The following is a 225-nucleotide window of genomic DNA, read 5'->3' on the forward strand; positions in this document are numbered from 1 at the left end:
GGCGCGCCGCGCGTCCGTGACGGCGCGACCGGGGCGCTGCCGCCCGACCTGGCCGCGGCGCTCTTGCCAGTGGCGCGCTGCACGGTCGCGTGCGGGCGCGCCGAGGGGCACTTCGCCGCCGTCGGCGCCGCTCGGCCCGGCGCCGGGCCGGTCGAGACCCTGCTCGCGCTGGTGGGCCGGGCCTGACAGGTGGGGCCTGACTGGACCGGGCCGGGCGTTCCCGGG

1 protein-coding gene is annotated in these 225 nt (G+C 82.7%); it reads left to right on the forward strand.

Annotated features, from left to right (window positions below):
* Positions 1-186 (forward strand): hypothetical protein (locus QWJ41_RS21570; protein ID WP_302710550.1); only part of this gene is annotated, 186 nt, incomplete at its 5' end.
* Positions 187-225 lie beyond the last annotated feature (39 nt).

Origin of the sequence: Nocardioides cremeus, assembly GCF_030518195.1 — a bacterium.
Lineage (GTDB): Bacteria > Actinomycetota > Actinomycetes > Propionibacteriales > Nocardioidaceae > Nocardioides > Nocardioides cremeus.